The sequence below is a fragment of the Donghicola mangrovi genome (assembly GCF_013377535.1).
Taxonomy (GTDB): Bacteria; Pseudomonadota; Alphaproteobacteria; order Rhodobacterales; family Rhodobacteraceae; genus Donghicola; species Donghicola mangrovi.
In genome coordinates this window covers 85,818-102,880 of the sequence record NZ_JABCJE010000007.1, presented here as the reverse complement: position 1 = coordinate 102,880, position 17,063 = coordinate 85,818, and the positions used below count along the sequence as shown (strand labels likewise).

At 61.6% G+C, this 17,063-nt stretch carries 14 protein-coding genes and 1 tRNA gene; 2 read left to right on the top strand and 13 right to left on the bottom strand.

The window, feature by feature from the left end:
* Window positions 1–112: 112 nt before the first annotated feature.
* The 9 genes from HJ536_RS14425 to glpD form a co-directional block, all read right to left on the bottom strand.
* On the bottom strand, window positions 113–1,261 hold the full coding sequence (locus tag HJ536_RS14425; RefSeq protein ID WP_228028736.1) for an iron-containing alcohol dehydrogenase: 1,149 nt from the start codon (window positions 1,259–1,261) through the stop codon (window positions 113–115).
* Window positions 1,258–2,745, bottom strand: a complete 1,488-nt coding sequence (glpK, locus tag HJ536_RS14420) for a glycerol kinase GlpK (RefSeq protein ID WP_177158246.1) — start codon at window positions 2,743–2,745, stop codon at window positions 1,258–1,260. The genes HJ536_RS14425 and glpK overlap by 4 nt, the downstream gene beginning before the upstream one ends.
* 109 nt (window positions 2,746–2,854) lie before the next feature.
* Window positions 2,855–4,576: an ABC transporter substrate-binding protein gene (locus tag HJ536_RS14415; protein WP_177158245.1), complete on the bottom strand. Its 1,722-nt coding sequence runs from the start codon at window positions 4,574–4,576 to the stop codon at window positions 2,855–2,857.
* A 69-nt stretch (window positions 4,577–4,645) separates the two neighbouring features.
* Complete coding sequence (locus HJ536_RS14410) at window positions 4,646–4,918, bottom strand: DUF2160 domain-containing protein (protein WP_176855473.1); 273 nt, start codon at window positions 4,916–4,918, stop codon at window positions 4,646–4,648.
* A 24-nt stretch (window positions 4,919–4,942) separates the two neighbouring features.
* Entirely contained in the window at window positions 4,943–5,785 is an 843-nt protein-coding gene (locus tag HJ536_RS14405; RefSeq protein WP_194245708.1) for a carbohydrate ABC transporter permease, read from the bottom strand.
* 13 nt (window positions 5,786–5,798) lie between these two features.
* The gene (locus HJ536_RS14400; protein WP_177158243.1) at window positions 5,799–6,668 is read right to left on the bottom strand and encodes a carbohydrate ABC transporter permease; all 870 of its coding nucleotides are present in this window, start codon (window positions 6,666–6,668) and stop codon (window positions 5,799–5,801) included.
* Entirely contained in the window at window positions 6,668–7,744 is a 1,077-nt protein-coding gene (locus HJ536_RS14395; protein ID WP_177158242.1) for an ABC transporter ATP-binding protein, read from the bottom strand. The genes HJ536_RS14400 and HJ536_RS14395 overlap by 1 nt, the downstream gene beginning before the upstream one ends.
* A 12-nt stretch (window positions 7,745–7,756) precedes the next feature.
* Window positions 7,757–8,845 carry an ABC transporter ATP-binding protein gene (locus HJ536_RS14390; RefSeq protein WP_176855469.1) on the bottom strand — a complete coding sequence of 363 codons (1,089 nt, stop codon included), beginning with the start codon at window positions 8,843–8,845 and terminating at the stop codon, window positions 7,757–7,759.
* Between the two features lie 28 nt (window positions 8,846–8,873).
* A complete protein-coding gene (glpD, locus tag HJ536_RS14385) occupies window positions 8,874–10,478 on the bottom strand; it encodes a glycerol-3-phosphate dehydrogenase (RefSeq protein WP_177158241.1) in 1,605 nt (534 codons plus the stop codon).
* Between the two features lie 270 nt (window positions 10,479–10,748).
* Here glpD and HJ536_RS14380 point away from each other — a divergent pair, with 270 nt between their 5' ends.
* The gene (locus HJ536_RS14380; protein WP_176855467.1) at window positions 10,749–11,513 is read left to right on the top strand and encodes a DeoR/GlpR family DNA-binding transcription regulator; all 765 of its coding nucleotides are present in this window, start codon (window positions 10,749–10,751) and stop codon (window positions 11,511–11,513) included.
* Between the two features lie 60 nt (window positions 11,514–11,573).
* Here HJ536_RS14380 and HJ536_RS14375 read toward each other — a convergent pair.
* Window positions 11,574–11,650 (bottom strand) — tRNA-Met (locus HJ536_RS14375).
* A 71-nt stretch (window positions 11,651–11,721) separates the two neighbouring features.
* Here HJ536_RS14375 and HJ536_RS14370 point away from each other — a divergent pair.
* Entirely contained in the window at window positions 11,722–13,143 is a 1,422-nt protein-coding gene (locus tag HJ536_RS14370; protein WP_177158240.1) for an FAD-binding oxidoreductase, read from the top strand.
* Between the two features lie 47 nt (window positions 13,144–13,190).
* Here the strand turns inward: HJ536_RS14370 and HJ536_RS14365 are convergent, their stop codons facing one another.
* Genes HJ536_RS14365 through HJ536_RS14355 form a run of 3 tightly spaced genes read right to left on the bottom strand, consistent with a single transcriptional unit; the run spans window position 13,191 to window position 17,040 of the window.
* On the bottom strand, window positions 13,191–14,783 hold the full coding sequence (locus HJ536_RS14365) for an ABC transporter ATP-binding protein (RefSeq protein WP_177158239.1): 1,593 nt from the start codon (window positions 14,781–14,783) through the stop codon (window positions 13,191–13,193).
* Window positions 14,780–15,889 carry an ABC transporter permease gene (locus HJ536_RS14360; RefSeq protein ID WP_176855464.1) on the bottom strand — a complete coding sequence of 370 codons (1,110 nt, stop codon included), beginning with the start codon at window positions 15,887–15,889 and terminating at the stop codon, window positions 14,780–14,782. Before HJ536_RS14360 ends, HJ536_RS14365 begins: the two co-directional genes overlap by 4 nt.
* Window positions 15,889–17,040 (bottom strand): microcin C ABC transporter permease YejB, encoded by a 1,152-nt coding sequence (locus tag HJ536_RS14355; protein ID WP_177158238.1) that lies wholly within the window; start codon window positions 17,038–17,040, stop codon window positions 15,889–15,891. Before HJ536_RS14355 ends, HJ536_RS14360 begins: the two co-directional genes overlap by 1 nt.
* Window positions 17,041–17,063 lie beyond the last annotated feature (23 nt).

Here is a 17,063-nt window from a genome sequence, read left to right as displayed (position 1 = left end):
CCAATCATAAGTGGAACAGGACGTCCGTGACATATCGAACTAACGTCACCAACTATCCTGAGATTAGCGTAATGGGGTTATATCTTCGCAAAGACCGGATTGCGATATGACCTTAAGTAAATGCTTTTTGCACCATTTCGGTCAGGCGCGAATGGGGGATTGTTACCGGATTTCCCTTCATTGAAGAGGACATAGCCGACGCAGAGGCCACATTGGCCGCATCCGGTGCCTCGGGGGTCAGGTCGGCCAGTCGGGGCAGTCCGGCGGCGTCCATCCACTGCTCCAGCGCGTCAATTGCCTGTTCTTCGGGCACTGACAGGGCCTGACCTATCCATAATTTCACCTGTGTCAGACGGGCGCGGGTGGTTTCGGGCAGGTCCTCGGCCCCTTCGTGGTCGCGCAGAACAGGGCACAGGAAGCGGCCGCACAGAACGCCATGGGCGATGCCGGTGGTGCCCCCCAGCACGCCTGCCACCCCGTGAACCGCCCCCAAACCGGCATTCGCCAGCGCCAGACCGCCATAGACGCTGGTCAGCGCCAGATCATCGCGGGCGGCGAGGTCCTCGGCCTGCATCAGGCGGACCAGCGCGGACAGCCCCCTCGGGATCGCCTCGCGGCAGAGGGCATCGGTCAGCACGGTGGCGCGGGACGACAGATAGGGCTCGATCACCTGCACCACCGCATCTAGGCCAGAGGCCAGCGTCACACTGCGCGGGCAGCCGTCGGTCAGGGCAGGGTCGATCACGGCCAGATCAGCCAGCATCCGGTCATCGCGCAGGCTGACTTTGCGGGCGGCCTCGGGGATGCCGATGACGGCGTTCTTGGTCACCTCGGCCCCCGTGCCAGACGTTGTGGGCACCGCTACAAAGGGCAGCGGGGCGGCCTCTAGGGGTTTACCCTCTCCGACGACCTCTAGGTATCGCATGGGGCCAGCGGGGGCGGGCACCAGAGCGGCCAAAGCCTTGGCCAGATCCAGCGTGGAGCCACCGCCCACGCCCACCACAGCATCCACCTGCGCGGTGCGGGCCTGATCGACCAAGCCCAGCAGCAGCGGCAGGTCAGGCTCGCCAGCGCTGTAAACCACTGTCACCGCCGCGCCAGCCGCCGCGATGTCCCGCTCCAGCTGATCGGCCCAATCGACCGACCGTCCGCGCACCAGCAAGACGCGCTGACCCAAGGCCGCCACGGCAGGCGCGACCAGCGCAGCTTTGCCTCGGCCAAATTCGATGCGAGCGGGGGCGGCCAGAGCGAACTGCATCAGACGCTCATCGTGGCCTGAACGGCGCGCTTCCACGCGGCGTATTTCGTTTCGCGGGTGGCCTCGTCCATCGCGGGGGCAAAGCTGCGCTCGACCGCCCATGTTTTCGCGAAGTCCTCCATGGCGGGGTAGACCCCTGCCCGCATCCCGGCCAGCCAAGCGGCCCCCAGCGCGGTGGTTTCCAGCACAGTCGGGCGGTCCACCGGCGCACCGATGATGTCCGACAGGAACTGCATGGCCCAGTCGCTGGCGCTCATGCCGCCATCGACGCGCAGGGTGCCTGCCCCTTCGTGGCCCTGCCAATCGGCGGTCATCGCCTCTAGCAGGTCGCGGGTCTGGAAGCCGACGCTCTCTAGCGCGGCCTTGGCGAATTCGGCGGGGCCAGAACCACGGGTCAGCCCATAGATCGCGCCGCGGCATTCCGCGTTCCAGTAGGGCGCCCCAAGGCCCACAAACGCGGGCACAAGGATCAGGTCCTGCTGGGGATCGGCTTGCTCGGCCAAGGGTTGGGTTTCGGCGGCATTGCGGATGATCTTCAGCCCGTCGCGCAGCCACTGCACCACCGCCCCCGCGATAAAGATCGAGCCTTCCAGCGCATAGGTCGGCTTGCCGTCCAGCTGATAGGCGATGGTGGTCAGCAGACGGTTCTGCGAGCGGACCGGCGTGTCGCCGGTATTCAGCAGGGCAAAGCAACCGGTGCCATAGGTGGACTTCATCATCCCCGGCTGGAAGCACGCCTGCCCCACGGTCGCCGCCTGCTGGTCCCCCGCCACCCCGAGGATCGGGATCTCGCAGCTGAACAGATCGGCGCGGGTCATACCGAAATCGCTGGCGCAATCGCGGACCTCGGGCAGCATCTGCATGGGGATGTCCATCAGATCGCAAATGGTCTGCGACCAGCGGCCCTTGCGGATATCGTACAACAGGGTGCGGGCGGCGTTGGTGGCATCTGTCACGTGGGATTTGCCGCCGGTCATCTTCCAGATCAGGTAACAATCGACGGTGCCGAACAGCAGCTCGCCCGCGCGGGCGCGGTCACGGGCCCCGTCGACGTTATCCAGAATCCACTTCAGCTTGGTCCCCGAGAAATAGGGGTCCAGCAGCAGGCCGGTGCGGTCGGTGAACATCTCTTCGTGGCCGGCGTCGCGCAGCTCGCGGCAATAGTCGGCGGTGCGGCGGTCCTGCCAGACGATGGCGTTATAAACGGGCTGGCCGGTGGTCTTGTCCCAGACCAGCGTGGTTTCGCGCTGGTTGGTGATCCCGATGGCGGCGATCTGGGTGGCGCTGATACCTGCGCGCTCGATCACTTCTCGCGCGGTTCCGGCGGTGGTGGACCAGATGTCGGCAGGATCATGTTCGACCCAGCCCGATTTCGGAAAATGCTGGGGGAATTCCTCTTGGGCTGTCGCGCGAAGCTTCATTTCGCTGTCAAACAGGATGGCTCTGCTGGACGTGGTCCCCTGATCGATGGCGAGAATATAAGTCATCGCAACCCTCCTCTGGCGCGGAAGTTTCCCCGTGGGAACTGTCTCGAAATATTAGGAAAAATGCAAACGGGTTGGGCGGGGCCAAATGCGGCCCCGCCCGGGGAGGAAATTACTTCCAGCTTGCGATCAGATCGTCGTAGCTGACGGTCTTGGGCTCTTCACGCTCGTTCTCGAGCTTGGCCTTGGGCGAGCCCGGCTGCGACAGCCAGTACTCGGGGTCCTGCTCTTCGTTCAGCTTGGGACCGATGTCGCCCTGAACGCCTGCGCGCTCCAGACGCTCCAGCACTTTTTCCTGATCGGCGCAGAGCGCATCCAAGGCCTCTTGCGGGGTCTTGGCGCCCGACATTGCGTCGCCGATGTTCTGCCACCACAGCTGAGCCAGCTTGGGGTAGTCAGGAACGTTGGTACCGGTGGGCGACCACTGGACCCGTGCGGGCGAGCGGTAGAATTCCACCAGACCACCCAGTTTCGGCGCGCGCTCGGTGAACGAGGGGTGCTGAATGGTGGATTCGCGGATGAAAGTCAGACCGACGTGCGATTTCTTCACGTCCACAGTTTTGGAGGTGACGAACTGCGCATAGAGCCATGCTGCCTTGGCAGCATCCACGGGGGTCGACTGCATCAGGGTCCAGGAACCGGCGTCCTGATAGCCAACCTTCATGCCTTCTTCCCAGTACACGCCGTGCGGGCTGGGAGCCATGCGCCACTTGGGGGTGCCGTCTTCGTTCATGACGGGCAGGCCCTCTTTGACCATGTCGGCGGTGAAGGCGGTGTACCAGAACATCTGCTGCGCGATCTCGCCCTGTGCGGGAACGGGACCGGCCTCGCCAAAGGTCATGCCTGCGGCTGCGGGCGGCGAGTATTTCTGGAGCCATTCGATCGCTTTGGTCACAGCGTAAACGGCTGCCGCGTCGTTGGTTGCGCCGCCACGGGCCACGCAGGAACCGACGGGCTGGCTGTTTTCGTTGACGCGGATACCCCATTCATCGACGGGCAGACCGTTGGGTTCGCCCTTGTCGCCCATGCCAGCCATCGACATCCACGCATCGGTGTAGCGCCAGCCAAGGCTCGGGTCTTTCTTGCCGTAGTCCATGTTGCCATAGACCTTTTCGGGGCCACCCGCATAGGACATGTCGCGGCCGGTAAAGAATTCGGCGATGTCCTCATAGGCCGACCAGTTGACCGGAACGCCCAGATCGTAGCCGTACTTTTCTTTGAAGTCCGCTTTGGTCTTTTCGTCGTTGAACCAGTCGTAGCGGAACCAATAGAGGTTCGCGAACTGCTGGTCGGGCAGCTGGTACAGTTTGCCATCGGGGCCGGTGGTGAACTGCTTGCCGACGAAATCGTCGATGTCCAGACCGGGGTTGGTCACGTCAGCGCCTTCGCCTGCCATCCAGTCGGTCAGGTTGCGGGCCTGCTGGTAACGCCAGTGGGTACCGATCAGGTCAGAGTCGTTGATGTAGCCGTCATAGATGTTCTGGCCGGACTGCATCTGGGTCTGCAGCTTCTCGACCACGTCACCTTCGCCGATCAGGTCGTGGGTGACCTTGATACCGGTGATCGCGGTAAAGGCGGGCGCCAGAACCTTGGATTCGTATTCGTGGGTGGTGATGGTCTCGGAGACGACTTTGATCTCCATGCCGGCGAACGGCTGCGCGGCATCGACGAACCACTGCATTTCGGCTTCTTGATCGGCGCGGCTCAGCGCGGACAGATCACCGATTTCCTCGTCCAGGAATTTCTTCGCTGCGTCCATGTCCGCGAATGCGGGGCCGGACAGCAGGGTCAGAGCGATCCCCAGTGCGGTGGTGGATTTGAAAAACGGGTTCATAGTTTCCTCCCTAATTGAACCGTTTCTACTGATGGGCCAGCGGTCGTTGCCGCTGGCAGGTGTCAGCCATTAGACCCAGCGGAAGACCGCAAAGGCATACACAAGGCAAACACCCAGCGCGTAGGGCTGGTTTTCGCCCACCAACCCCAGCCAAGCGAGGTTGATGAAGGCCGAGCCCAGTAGCGTGATGAACAAGCGGTCCCCACGCGTCGTCTCGATCCGCAGGACGCCCGTGCGGGGCGTCTCGGGGAATTTGATGGCCAGCACTGTAAAGGTGATCAGCAGTGCGGCGATGATCCCGAAGAAGGCGGCGGTTTGCCACGTCCAAGCCATCCAAGCCATTGTATGGTCTCCTTTCTTCGGGGGTTATACGCGGCCCAGGGCAAAGCCCTTGGCGATGTAGTTGCGGACGAAGTAGATCACGAGCGCACCGGGAACGATGGTCAGCACACCGGCGGCGGCCAGCACACCCCAGTCCATGCCCGATGCGGACACGGTACGGGTCATGGTGGCGGCGATGGGCTTGGCCACGACCGAGGTCAACGTGCGCGACAACAGCAGTTCCACCCAAGAGAACATGAAGCAGAAGAACGCTGCCACACCCACGCCACTGGCGATCAGGGGGATGAAAATCTTGATGAAGAACCGGCCAAAGCTGTAACCGTCGATATAGGCGGTCTCGTCGATTTCCTTGGGCACACCGCGCATGAACCCTTCGAGGATCCAAACGGCCAGCGGCACGTTGAACAGGCAGTGCGCCAGCGCCACGGCGATGTGGGTGTCGAACAGTCCGACAGAGCTATAAAGCTGAAAGAAGGGCAGCGCGAACACGGCAGGCGGCGCCATGCGATTGGTCAGCAACCAGAAGAACAGGTGCTTGTCCCCCATGAAGCTGTAGCGGCTGAACGCATAGGCTGCGGGCAGCGCCACCACGATGCTGATCAGGGTGTTCATCACCACATAGATCAGCGAGTTCACGTAGCCCATGTACCAGCTGGGATCGGTCAGGATCGTCGCATAGTTCTGGAACGTCAGATCACGGGGCCAGAGCGAGAAGCTGCTCAGGATCTCGGTGTTGGTCTTCAGGCTCATGTTCACCAGCCAGTAGATCGGCAGGATCAGGAACACGAGGTAGAGGCCCATCACGATGGCGCGGGTGTTTACGTTGACAGCAGGTTTGCTGCGGACGGCGGATTGATTGACGGTCATGTCGGCCACTGGATCAGCCCTCCCGCTTATCAAGGTTGGTCATGACGGTGTAGAACACCCACGAAATCAAGAGGATCACCAGGAAGTACATCAGCGAGAAGGCTGCTGCCGGACCCAGATCGAATTGCCCCAAAGCCATCTTCACGAGGTCGATCGACAAGAAGGTGGTTGCGTTGCCGGGGCCGCCGCCGGTCACAACGAACGGCTCGGTGTAGATCATGAAGCTGTCCATAAAGCGCAGCAGGATCGCGATCATCAGAACACCGGCCATCTTGGGCAGCTCGATGTAGCGGAAGACGTTCCAGCGGCTGGCCTGGTCGATCTTGGCCGCCTGATAATAGGCGTCGGGGATCGATTGCAGACCGGCATAAGCCAAGAGCGCCACCAGCGAGGTCCAGTGCCACACGTCCATCACGATCACGGTGATCCAAGCGGCATAGAAGTCCTGAGTGTAGTTGTAGCTGATGCCCAGTTTATCGAGGGTGTACCCCAGCAGGCCAATGTCCACGCGGCCAAAGATCTGCCAGATGGTGCCCACCACGTTCCACGGGATCAGCAGCGGCAGGGACATCAGCACCAGACAGAAGCTGGCCCAGAAGCCCTTTTTCGGCATGTTCAGGGCGACGAAAATGCCAAGCGGCACCTCGATCGCCAGAATGATCGCCGAGAAGATCGCCTGACGGCCCAGTGCCGCCCACATACGATCCGATTCTATCAGTTCTTCGAACCAGGTCAGACCGGCCCAGAAGAAGACGTTGTTCCCGAAGGTATCCTGAAACGCATAGTTCACCACGGTCATCAACGGGATCACCGCCGAGAACGCCACCAGCAGCAGCACCGGCAGGACAAGGAACCATGCCTTTTGGTTGACTGTCTTTTCCATCAGGCGGCCTCCCCTTTGACGCGCCAGTCGTTGGCGTAGACGTTGACGTGGGCGGGGTCGAAGCTGACGCGGTTCATATCCGCGCTGATCGGGGTGCCCTCGCTGGCGATAATGTTGATGTCGTTGCCAAAGAACTCGGCGCGGATGATCTTGTGGCGGCCCACGTCCTCGATCCGGCGGATTTTCACGGGCAGGCCATCGGTGTCGGACAGGGTCGCGAATTCGGGACGCACGCCGATTTCGATCTTGCCATTCAGGGGGCCGTAGCCACGTCCCAGCTGCACATAGCTGCCGTTGATATAGGCCTTGTCGCCATCCACTTTGGCGGGGATCACGTTCATCCCCGGCGAGCCGATGAAATAGCCCACGAACGTATGCTCGGGGGTTTCAAACAGCTCCTCGGGGGTGCCGATCTGAACCACGCGGCCGTCATACATGACCACCACTTTGTCGGCAAAGGTTAGTGCCTCGGTCTGGTCGTGGGTCACGTAGATCATGGTGTGACCGAATTCGTGGTGCAGCTTTTTCAGCTGGGTGCGCAGTTCCCACTTCATGTGGGGGTCGATCACGGTCAGCGGTTCGTCGAACAGCAGGGCGTTCACGTCCTCGCGGACCATGCCACGGCCAAGGCTGATCTTCTGCTTAGCATCAGCGGTCAGGCCGCGCGCCTTGCGATCCAGCTCGGTCTCCATGCCGATCATCTGCGCGATCTGGTTGACGCGGCTGGCGATATAGCTGGGCTTTTCACCGCGGTTCTTTAGCGGGAAGGCCAGATTTTCGCGCACGGTCATGGTGTCGTAGACCACGGGGAACTGGAACACTTGCGCGATGTTCCGCTCGGCGGTGGGGGCGTGGGTTACGTCCACACCGTCAAACAGGATGCGCCCCTGCGATGGGGTCAGCAGGCCCGAGATGATGTTCAACAGGGTGGACTTGCCGCAACCGGACGATCCCAGCAGGGCATAAGCCTCGCCGTCGACCCAATCGTGGTCCAGCTGCTTGAGCGCGAAATCGTCTTCGCTGGTGGGGTTCGGCAGGTAGGAGTGCGCCAGATTATCGAGGGTAATTTTCGCCATCTTTCCCGCTCCTTACGCTGCGACCGCATAGGCGGCAGGCGCCACCAGCTGTCCGTTTTCACCAAAGATGTAGACGTGGCTGGGGTCCAGATAGACATCCAGCGGCGCGCCAAGCGTCAGGTTGTGCACCCCGTGCACCAGCCCCACCCATTTGTCGCCGTGGTGATCCAAGTGAACAAAGGTCTCCGAGCCGGTCAGTTCGGTCACAACGAGGTTGGTGGTAAACTTCACCGCATCCGCCGTGTGCTTGCCGATCTCGACATGGTTGGGACGAAAGCCCGCGATGTAACGGCCGTCGGGCAGGTTCGCCAAAGCACCGGTCGCAGGGGTTTTCTGGCCCTTGCCGAACATCAGAACGTGGCCGGTCTTGCTGATCTGCAAGAAGTTCATCGGCGGGTCACTGAACACGCGGGCCGTGGTCGCATCGACGGGCTGGCGATAGACGGTCGGAGTCGGCCCGAATTGGGTCACGCGGCCTTCCCACAGGGTGGCAGTGTTGCCGCCCAACAGCAGCGCCTCTTCGGGTTCGGTTGTCGCGTAGACAAAGATGCTGCCCGACTCTTCGAATATCTTGGGGATCTCGATCCGCAGCTCTTCGCGCAGCTTGTAGTCAAGGTTCGCCAGAGGTTCGTCCAGCAGCACCAGACCCGCGTTTTTCACAAGGGCCCGCGCCAGAGCGCAGCGCTGCTGCTGTCCGCCCGACAGTTCCAGCGGCTTGCGCTGCAGCATGGGGGTCAGCTTCATCAGGTCAGCGGCCTTTTTCACCGCTGCGTCGATCTCGGACGAGGATTTCCCCATCAGCTTCAGCGGCGAGGCGATGTTGTCGTACACGGTCATCGACGGGTAGTTGATGAACTGCTGGTACACCATGGCGACCTTGCGGTCCTGCACGCGCATACCGGTCACGTCCTGACCATTCCACAGAATCCGCCCCGAGGTCGGCACATCCAGCCCCGCCATCAGACGCATCAGCGATGTCTTGCCCGACAGGGTCGGCCCCAGAAGCACGTTCATCGTGCCCGGCTGCAAGACGAGATCCGTCTCGTGTATATGGGTCTGGCCGTTCACGACCTTGGAGACCCGCTCAAGAGCGAGAGCCATCTCTTTCTCCTCCCTTCGTCCGGTTGGGTTACTGGGCCGCCTCAGCGGCTCCCTCCCCCCGAACGTCCTTCATCCACTGATCCAACGCCGCGACCTGTTCGGCCGTCATCCGCAGACCCAATTTGCTCCGCCGCCAAATGACGTCCTCTGCCGTTTGCGCGTATTCGCGTTCCATCAGCCAGCGAACCTCAGCCTCGGTCAAGGTTGCCCCAAAGTCACGCCCCAGTTGCACGGCATCCCGAACGTGACCCAGCACCTCTGATGCCTCTGACCCATACGCGCGGATCAGACGACGCGCCCAAAAGACGGTCAGGAACGGAAATTCTTTTTGCAGATCAGCGATCAAGCGATCCACGTCCGCCACCGCGAAATTCCCGCCGGGCAAAGGCACCCCTGCCGTCCACGTTCCCTTGACCTTGGGGAAGTGTTTCTGGATGTGCTCCAGCGCGCTTTCGGCGAGTCGGCGATAGGTTGTGATCTTGCCGCCAAAGACGTTCAGCACGGGCGCGCCGCCCTGCGCATCGACCTTCAGCGTATAGTCTCGTGTGGCCGCGGTGGCGCTGCTGGCCCCGTCATCATAAAGCGGACGCACGCCCGAATAGGTCCAGACGATGTCGTCCTGCGTGACCGGCTGCTTGAAGTAGTCCGAGGCGAAGGCCAGCAGGTAATCCCGCTCTTTGTCGGTGCAAACCGGTTTGATCGAGGGATCGCTATGCTCGGCGTCGGTGGTACCGATCAGGGTAAAGTCCTGCTCGTACGGGATCGCGAAAATGATGCGCCCGTCGGTGCCTTGGAAGAAATAGCATTTGTCGTGATCGTAAAGCTTGCGGGTCACGATGTGGCTGCCGCGAACCAGACGCACGCCCTCGGTGCTGTTCGAGCGAATTTTGCCGTGAATGATGTCGCCCACCCACGGGCCACCGGCGTTCACCAGCATCTTGGCGCGGAAGTTACGGACAATACCGGAATTGACATCCTGAACCGTAACATGCCACTGGCCACCGTTCCTCTCGCAGGACAGAACCTTGGTGCGGGTCATGATCTGGGCACCGCGCGCCTCGGCATCGCGGGCGTTCAGGATCACCAGACGGGAATCCTCGACCCAGCAGTCGGAATATTCGTACGCGGTTTCAAAGCGGTCCTGCAGGGGCGCGCCCTCGGGGCCGGCCTTCAGGTCAACAGTGGTGGTGCCGGGCAGGATCTGACGGCCCCCAAGGGTGTCGTACATGAACAGACCCAGACGGATCAGCCACGCGGGGCGGCGCCCCTTCATCCACGGCATAAAGGTGTTCAGCAGACGCGAGGTCGGGGTCGAATTCTCGAACCGCATGTCCTGATGGTAGGGCAGCACAAAGCGCATCGGCCAGCTGATATGGGGCATCGCCTTCAGCAGGACTTCGCGCTCGATCAGGGCCTCGCGGACCAGACGCACCTCGAAATACTCCAGATAGCGCAGGCCGCCATGAAACAGCTTGGTCGAGGACGACGACGTCGCCGAAGCCAGATCGCCCATCTCGGCCAGCGCAACGCTCAGACCACGGCCCGACGCATCACGCGCAATGCCGCACCCGTTGATGCCGCCGCCAATGATGAACAGATCGTAAATCTGCTGGGTTTCGTCCGTTCCCGACACAGGGTCCTCCCTCAACCGCCCTTCGGTTCGAGGCAAAAGCTAGCCCTGAGCGCATCAAAAAGAAAGCCAGAATGTTCGTTTGTGTTCGCTTTTGAATAACCACATGAAATCATATGACAATTCCGTGACAAATTTCCAAATTTCCGCAGCGCAGAACAGGATTTCTGCGCGCGCAAACCCCTGCACGCATGATTCGAACCTGATTCGCCGCTGATTCCTTGAATAACGAAAAAAACCGCGCATAATCGCGCGACCTACCGGAGGAGAGCCATGTCCCAAACCCTACGCCATCCCGAAATCCTCGAGATCGCCCGCCGTGAAGGCAAAGTCACGGTCGAGGGGCTTGCCGCGCATTTTGGCGTGACCCTCCAGACCATCCGGCGCGACCTGACCGATCTGGCGGATGCGGGGCGGCTGGAGCGTGTGCATGGCGGGGCGATCCTGCCTTCGGGCACCTCGAACATCGGCTACGAGGAACGCCGCTACCTGCATTCGGACGCCAAACACGCCATCGCCAAGGCCTGCGCCGCGCGCATCCCCGAGAACGCCTCGATCTTTCTGAACATCGGCACCAGCACCGAGGCCGTAGCCGCCGAACTGCTGCGCCACCGCGATATGATGATCGTGACGAACAACCTGAACGTGGCCAACATCCTTGGCCAGAATTCCGACTGTCAGGTGATTGTGGCGGGGGGTACGCTACGCCGCTCGGACGGGGGCCTTGTCGGCAACCTGACCGTGCAAGCCATCGCGCAGTTCAAATTCGATCTGGCGATCATCGGCTGCTCGGCACTGGACGAGGACGGCGATATTCTGGACTTCGACATCCAAGAGGTCGGCGTCAGCCAGGCCATTCTGCGCCAGTCGCGCAAGACGTTCCTTGTGTCCGACGGTTCGAAATTCCAGCGAAATGCCCCCGCGCGCATTGGCTCTTTGGCGGAACTGGACGCGTTCTTTACCGACCGTCCGCTGCCCGGCGATCTGGGGGAAAAGTGCAAACGCTGGAACACCGAGGTGGTCATCGCCAAGCCGTAAATGACCAGATGACTGCCGCGCTAGGCGTCTGTCTTTGCTACGAATTTTCTAGGAAAGTTTTGGTAGCGGAGGAGGGACTTGAACCCCCGACACGCGGATTATGATTCCGCTGCTCTAACCAACTGAGCTACTCCGCCATCTGGTGGACGCTCACTTAAGGCCACGGTAAGAGATGGTCAAGCGGGAAAAACGAAGAAATGGAATTTTAATGGATTTTCTTTCCAAACTGGCCTCGGCCCTGCCGGACACCCCGATCCTGACCGGGCCTGATTGCGCGCCTTGGGTGACCGATTGGACGGGCGCTTGGCATGGCGAACCGATGGCGGTGATCCGACCTGCCAGCACGGCAGAAGTCTCGCAAATTATGGCGATGGCGCATGCTGCGAACGTGCCTGTGGTGCCCGCAGGTGGCCGCACCGGACTGGTGGGCGGCGCCCATGCCCCCGACGCGCTGGTGGTCTCGCTGGACCGGATGAACACCATCCGCCAAGTCACCCCGCGCACCCGCACCGCCATCGTCGAGGCTGGCGTCATCCTGCAATCCTTGCGCGAATCTGCCGCCGAACTGGGGATGCAATTCCCGATGACCTTCGGCGCCCAAGGGTCCGCCACGATCGGCGGCATCCTGTCCACCAACGCGGGCGGCTCGAACGTGCTGAAATACGGCAATACCCGCGATCTGTGTCTGGGGATCGAGGCTGTGCTGCCCGACGGCACCGTGCTGGACCTGATGTCCGAACTGCACAAGGACAACACCGGCTACGCCCTGAAACACCTGCTGATCGGGGCCGAGGGTACCTTGGGCATCATCACCGCCGCCGTGCTAAAGCTGTCCCCTACCCCGCGTGTCCGCTCGACCGCCTTCTTGGCCTGCCCGTCCCTGACGGACGCCCTAACCACCCTGAACCGCCTCCAAGAAGCCACCTCTGACGCGGTCGAGGCGTTCGAATACATGCCCGCCCACTACATGACCGCCTACGCCGAGATGCACCCGCAGGCGCGCCAACCCTTTGCCGACATCCACAGCGTCAACATTCTGGTCGAACTGGCCTCGACCGCCCCTCGCGATGCAGCCCTCTCGCCCGAGGGCACGACCGTCCTGCAAGACACCTTCGAGAGCACCCTCGCCACCCTCTTCGAAGAAGGGCTGCTGACCGACGCGACCATCGCCACGAATGACAGCCAGCGCGCCGCTTTCTGGGCCATCCGCGAATCCGCGGCCGAACTCTCTCTGGCCGGTCCCCGTGCGGCCATTGTGAACGACATCGCGCTACCCTTGGACGAAATCGCCAGCTTCCTTGATCGGATGAACGCCCTTCTGCCCACGCTGGACGCTGACGCCTTTGACATGACCGTCGCGCATCTGGGGGATGGCAACATCCACTACACCGTGCGCCCCTCTGACAAAGCCCTCAAAGACACCATCATGTCCGCGGTCGAGGCCGAAGTCCGCGCCCTCGGCGGCTCTTTCTCGGCGGAACACGGGGTGGGTCAGTCCAAACTCTCCAGCATGACACGGCACAAGAACGCCGCCGCACTGGACACCATGCGCGCCATAAAACAGGCCATCGACCCCACGGGGATCCTCAACCCCGGCAAGGTGATCCCGCCCGCATCTTCTTCTTTGTAAAAATACTCACGGCGCCACGCCCACCACAGGGCGCGGCGCCGCAGAACTCAGAGCGCCTCTGAAAACGCAGCGGCCATCAGGTCGCGCGTATATTCGGTCTGCGGATTGGCAAAAACCTCTTCCGCCGTTCCAGCCTCGACCACATCGCCGTTCCGCATCACCATCACCTTGTGGGACAGCGCCCGCACGACCCGCAGATCGTGGCTGATGAACAGATAGGCCAGCCCGTATTTCCGTTGCAAATCGCGCAGAATATCCACGATCTGAACCTGAACGGTCATGTCCAAAGCCGAGGTCGGCTCGTCCAACACCAGCAACTTGGGCCGCAAGATCATCGCCCGCGCAATCGCAATTCGCTGACGCTGACCACCCGAGAATTCATGCGGATAGCGGTGCATGAAATCGGGGTTCAGGCCGACTTCGGTCATCATCTCGGCCACCAACTGGCGCTTGTCCTTGCCGGGATCAACGCCGTGCACGCCAAGCCCTTCGCTGATCACCTGCTCCGCGGTCATCCGGGGGCTCAGGCTGCCAAAGGGGTCCTGAAACACGATTTGCATGTCGCGGCGCAAGCGGCGCAGCTCTTTGGTCCGGTACTTGCGCACATCCTGCCCGTGCAGCCAGATGCCGCCGGTGCTTTCGATCAGGCGCATGATGGCCAGCGCGGCGGTGGTCTTGCCCGAACCGGACTCGCCCACGATCCCCAAGGTTTCCCCCGCGCGCAGGGTCAGGCTGGCGTCGTTCACCGCCTTAACATGCCCAACCGTCCGCTTCAGGAGCCCCTGCTGGATAGGGAACCACACCCGCAGATGCTCGGTCCGCAGCACCTCTGGCGCGTCCTCAGCCAAGGGCAGCGCAACGCCCTTCGGCTCGGCCGCCAGAAGTTTCTGGGTGTATGGATGCTGCGGGTTCGCGAAAATCTCGGCCGTGGGGCCGCTTTCGACGATCTCTCCGTCCTTCATCACACAAACGCGGTCCGCGATCCGGCGGACAATGCCCAGATCGTGGGTGATGAACAGCAGGCTCAGCCCTTCGGCGCGTTTCAGTTCTGCGAGCAGCTCTAGGATCTGGGCCTGAATGGTCACGTCCAGCGCAGTGGTCGGCTCGTCCGCGATCAACAGTTCCGGCTTGTTCGCCAAGGCCATCGCGATCATCACGCGCTGGCGCTGACCGCCCGACAACTGGTGGGGATAGGACCCCAGCCGCGTTTCGGGGTCACGAATGCCCACGCGATCCAGCAGATCAATGATCCGGTCCCGCGCCTGATTGCCCACAATCCCCTGATGCAGCGCAAGGCTTTCGCCAAGCTGCCGCTCCAGCGTGTGCAGCGGGTTCAGCGATGTCATCGGCTCTTGGAAGATGAAGCTGATGTCGTTGCCGCGCACCTTGCGCAGCTGCGCCTCGGTCGCGGTCACCATGTCCTGCCCTTGGTAGCGGACAGCGCCCGATACTTCGGCAGCGTCCCCCAGCAGTTGCACCGTGGACAGCGCGGTCACGGATTTCCCCGAACCGGATTCGCCCACCAACGCAACGGTTTCACCCTTGGCCACGGCAAAGGACACGCCTTTGACCGCCTGAAACACCTGCCCATCCTGCCGGAAACTGACTTTGAGGTTATCGACCTCGAGAACATTCGTCATTTGAAGGTTTTCCTCGGGTCAAAGGCATCGCGCACGCCTTCGAAGATAAAGACCAGCAGCGACAGCATGATCGCAAAGGTGAAGAACGCGGTGAAGCCCAGCCACGGCGCGTGCAGGTTCTGTTTGGCTTGCAGCGTCAGCTCGCCCAAGGACGGGGCCGAGGAAGGCAGGCCAAAGCCCAGAAAATCCAGACCCGCCAACGTGCTGATCGTACCGGTGATGATAAAGGGCATCATGGTCAACGTCGCAACCATCGCGTTCGGCAGCATGTGGCGGAACATGATGGTCCAGTTGCTGACCCCCAGCGCCTTGGCCGCGCGAACGTATTCCAGATTGCGCGCACGCAGGAATTCGGCCCGCACAACCCCCACCAGAGAGGTCCAGCTGAACAGCACCGTCAACAGCACCAACAACCAGAAACTGCGCCCCAAGATCGCGAACATAATGATGATGATATAGAGCGACGGCGTGGCGCCCCAAATCTCGATCACCCGCTGGAAAATCAGGTCAAGCCATCCGCCAAAAAAGCCCTGAAGTGCGCCTGCAACGATGCCGATGACCGACGCGAAGGCGGTCACAATCAGGGTAAAGACGATCGACAGACGGAAGCCGTAGATCACACGCGCCAGCACATCGCGGGTCGTGTCATCGGTGCCCAGCCAGTGATCGCCATCGGGCGGGCTGGGGGCCGCGCGGCCAATGTCGTTCGGGGTGTCATAGCTGTAGGGGATCGGCGGCCAGATCATCCAGCCTTTCTGGATGGGCTCGCCCTCGACCGTGCCTTTGTCTTCGGCCTCAACCAGATACCCTTCGGGGTCGTCCCAGCACAGGTCCGAGCCGCCCGTGGTGATCAGGCATTTAACCTCGATGTCGCGGTAGATGGCTTCGGTTTTGAAGTCACCGCCGAAGGTCGTTTCGGGGTAGAAGTTGAAGACCGGCGTGTAGATTTCGCCCTTGTAGCTGACCACGATCGGTTTGTCGTTGGCCAGAAACTCGGCAAACAGGGACAGGCCGAACAGCACGCAGAACAGGATCAGCGACCAGAACGCCCGCCCGTTTGCGCGGAAATTGCGCCAGCGGCGCTGGTTCAGAGGGGACAGAGCCATCAGCCTTCCCTCCGCTCAAAGTCGATGCGGGGGTCAACCACCACATACATCAGGTCCGACAGAATGCCGACAACCAGACCGATCAGGCCGAACACAAAGAGCGTCCCGAAAATCACCGGATAGTCGCGGGCCACCGCAGCCTCGAAGCCCAACCGGCCAAGGCCATCCAGCGAAAACAGCGTCTCGATGATCAGGCTGCCGCCAAAGAACACGCCGATGAACACTGCCGGGAAACCGGCGATCACGATCAGCATCGCGTTGCGGAATACGTGGCCATAAAGAACCGCCTTTTCCGACAGGCCCTTGGCGCGGGCGGTCATCACGTACTGCTTCTTGATCTCGTCCAGAAAGCTGTTTTTCGTCAGCAGGGTCAGGGTCGCGAAGGCCGAGATCGTGCCCGCCAGAACCGGCAGAGTGATGTGCCAGAAATAGTCGATGATTTTGGCGCCCCAGCTCAGGTTATCCCAGTTGTCGCTAGTCAGCCCCCGCAGCGGGAAGATCTGCCAATACGACCCACCTGCGAACAGAACGATCAGCAGGATCGCGAACAGGAAGCCTGGGATCGCATAACCAACGATGATCGCGCTGCTGGTCCAGACGTCGAAACTGGTGCCATCGCGCACGGCCTTGGCAATCCCCAAGGGGATCGAGACGATGTAGGCAATCACTGTGGACCACAGGCCCAGCGAGATCGACACCGGCATCTTTTCCAGCACGATCGAGAACACCGGCGCATCGCGGAAGAAGCTGCCACCGAAATCCAGATGCAGGTAGTTCCACATCATGATGCCAAAGCGTTCGACGATGGGGATCATTTCCTTGTGGCACTCGGGGTGCTTCAGGTCAGGCGTGCCCTCGAACCCTTCATCGCAAACCACGCGGGCAAAGCCATATTCGACCTCGAGCTTGGCGATAAACTCGGGCGGCAGGCCGCGGGCGCCCAGATAGCCGCTGTCGGATTCGCCGCCCAAGTTGGCATCCTTGCCACCGCCGGCGATCCCCTCGAACACGTCGCCCTCGCCCTGAAAGCGGGCGATGGCCTGTTCGATCGGTCCGCCGGGGACGAACTGTACAAGGGCAAAGTTGATGATCATGATCCCGATCAGCGTCGGGATCACCAGAAGCAATCGCCTCAGAATATAGGCGCCCATTCGGCAAGCCCCCTGACTTCAGT